At 56.1% G+C, this 2,483-nt stretch carries 3 protein-coding genes and 1 pseudogene; all 4 read left to right on the top strand.

Annotated features, from left to right (window positions below; translation table 11 throughout):
• Window positions 1–196, top strand: a pseudogene (locus tag ACFFAR_RS30785) (ABC transporter permease); the annotation flags it as partial.
• A 138-nt stretch (window positions 197–334) separates the two neighbouring features.
• Complete coding sequence (locus ACFFAR_RS30780) at window positions 335–688, top strand: RidA family protein (protein ID WP_375509177.1); 354 nt, start codon at window positions 335–337, stop codon at window positions 686–688.
• 25 nt (window positions 689–713) lie between these two features.
• Window positions 714–1,943, top strand: coding sequence for an NAD(P)/FAD-dependent oxidoreductase (locus tag ACFFAR_RS30775; RefSeq protein WP_375509176.1), 1,230 nt, complete (start codon window positions 714–716; stop codon window positions 1,941–1,943).
• Between the two features lie 402 nt (window positions 1,944–2,345).
• A partial coding sequence (locus tag ACFFAR_RS30770) for a porin (protein ID WP_375509178.1) occupies window positions 2,346–2,483 on the top strand: 138 nt, incomplete at its 3' end.

The following is a 2,483-nucleotide window of genomic DNA, read 5'->3' as shown; positions in this document are numbered from 1 at the left end:
CTTTTTAGGGTATGGCGTGCAGCCGCCGACGCCGAGTTGGGGAAACATGCTTAACACCGCTCAGGGCTATCTCGACAGTGCCCCGTGGCTTGCGATTCTTCCAGGTGCCCTGATCACCTTGACGGTTCTGAGCTTCCACTTCTTGGGCGAAGGCATATTAGACCTGTTCGATGTGCGCTCAGGTACTCGCCAATAAACACGCCCGCAAGGCAATCTGTTGCGACTTACGTTCACAGCCCCCCGCGCTCCGGTCGATCGTCACGAGGCCGCCCATTTAATACGCCTGGCGAAGGCAAGCCTGCAGGTCATCTAAATTAAATCAACGCCATACATCATGTCCAACGAGATCAAACGACTTCAAACCAACCCACGCATGAGCCAGGTGGTAATCGCGAACGGTATTGTCCATCTGTCCGGTCAGGTCGCGGATACTGCAAGCGCATCCATTACAGTGCAGACGACGCAGATACTCAAGCGCATCGACGCGCTTCTCGCAACGGCGAGTGTCGAGAAGACGCGTGTCATCACCGCGAACGTTTGGCTCAGCAACCCGAAACACTTCGACGAGTTCAATTCGGCATGGGTTGCTTGGGTACCTGCTGGTCACGCACCGACGCGCGCCTGCGTGCAGGCGCTGCTGATGAAGCCGGGACTCGACGTCGAAGTCGCCGTGACGGCACTCGCATGACGTCATCGAGCAAGGAAGCATCTCTATGAAGTTCGATACGGTCGTACTCGGCGGCGGCATAGTGGGCGTATCGGTCGCCATACATTTGCAAAAGCGCGGGCTTGCGGTCGCGCTGGTCGACCGCAAGGCACCGGGCAACGAGAGTTCGTCTGGCAACTCAGGGCTGATTCAGCGTGACGCAGTCCCTTATGCGTTTCCGCGCGACTTCGGCACTTTGGTGCGTTATGCCTGCAACCGTTCGCTTGATGTCCACTATCACGTCAGCGCTATGCCGAAGCTTCTGCCATTTCTCTACCGATATTGGCACTACTCGCGCGCGGACCGCTATTCGGTCATCGCCCGCTCATACTCAACCCTGATCGAACATTGCGTGAACGAACATCGCGCACTTATCGAGGCGTCTGGCGCGCAGGCACTCTTACGAACGGGCGGCTGGATGAAGGTATTTCGCAGCGCAGTTAAGCAGGATGCCGACTTGCTTAAAGCCAAGCGGTATAACGCGGACTACGGAATCGCGTTCGAAGCGCTTGACGCGGCGCAATTGCGGCGTGCCGAGCCGTCGTTGGGTCATGCATTGATTGGCGCGTTGCGTTATACCGAAGCCGACTCCATTAGCGATCCCCATGCGCTCGTGACCGCCTACGCAAATTACTTCGAACAGCTTGGGGGCCGCGTATTCATCGGCGACGCATCAACGCTCGAACCGCAGTGGAGCGTCAATACAGAGGCGGGCCGCATCGACGCCCGTTCGGCCGTAATAGCGCTCGGCGCCTGGGCCGATATAGTCAGTAAGCGGCTCGGTTATCGGCTTCCGTTGGCCGTCAAGCGGGGGTACCACATGCACTACGCGGCAAAGGACGGCGCACGCCTGAACCAACCAGTGGTTGATACCGAGATAGGCTACTTGATCACGCCAATGGCCCGCGGCATCCGTCTGACGACCGGCGTCGAACTTGCTGCTGCTGACTCCCCCGCGACTCCAGTTCAACTAGATGCTATCGAACCGATCGCGCGAGATGCCTTCCCGCTAGGTGCGAGGCTCGATAAGCAACCCTGGCTAGGCATGCGGCCGTCCACGCCGGACATGCTGCCGATCATCGGACCTGCGAAACGGCACAAAGACTTATGGTTCGCGTTCGGCCACGCGCATCACGGGCTGACTTTAGGACCAGTTACCGGGCGTCTGCTCGCCGAGATGATGGTAGGCACAGACACGATCGCGGATCCTTTCCCATTTCGGGTTGATCGTTTTTAAACTGTTGCTAAGTGGTTGCTCAGTAATAGATCGGTAGCGTCGCGGTTTGTCGAGAAACTTATTCACGAGATTTTTACAGATGCACTTTTCTCAACGCGTCTCAAGCGGTGGTCATGGATTAGCGATTTACACGGCGCGATGAAGCATGCGCTGTTACGCCAACATGGCGCCATATAGCGTTCTGCACTTAGCAAGAGGTTACACACCGTAGCCGAGTCTCAACCTTTCACTTAATCATAGACGTCACACGGCCAAACGAAGGGGAATATTTCCGTTTTCAATAGAAGGCCTTTTCAACACATTTCGTACAACTTATATGTTTGAAATTCCGGCATGGAGCTCAATACACTGGCACTCAGAACAGTGACCTTGCCAAACAGTATCAATCCTTGGAGATCATCAATGAAAAAGTCGCTTCTCGTTCTGGCAGCGTTGGGTCCGTTCGCAGGTGCCGCGCACGCTCAGAGCAGCGTGACGTTGTACGGTGTTGTCGATGCAGGTTTCGCTTACGTCAACAATGTCGTTGGTAAAAAGCTTTAC

Origin of the sequence: uncultured Caballeronia sp. (assembly GCF_964243625.1) — a bacterium.
GTDB lineage: Bacteria > Pseudomonadota > Gammaproteobacteria > Burkholderiales > Burkholderiaceae > Caballeronia.
Note: the sequence above shows the minus strand (reverse complement) of the source record. Positions and strands in the feature narration are given on the sequence as shown.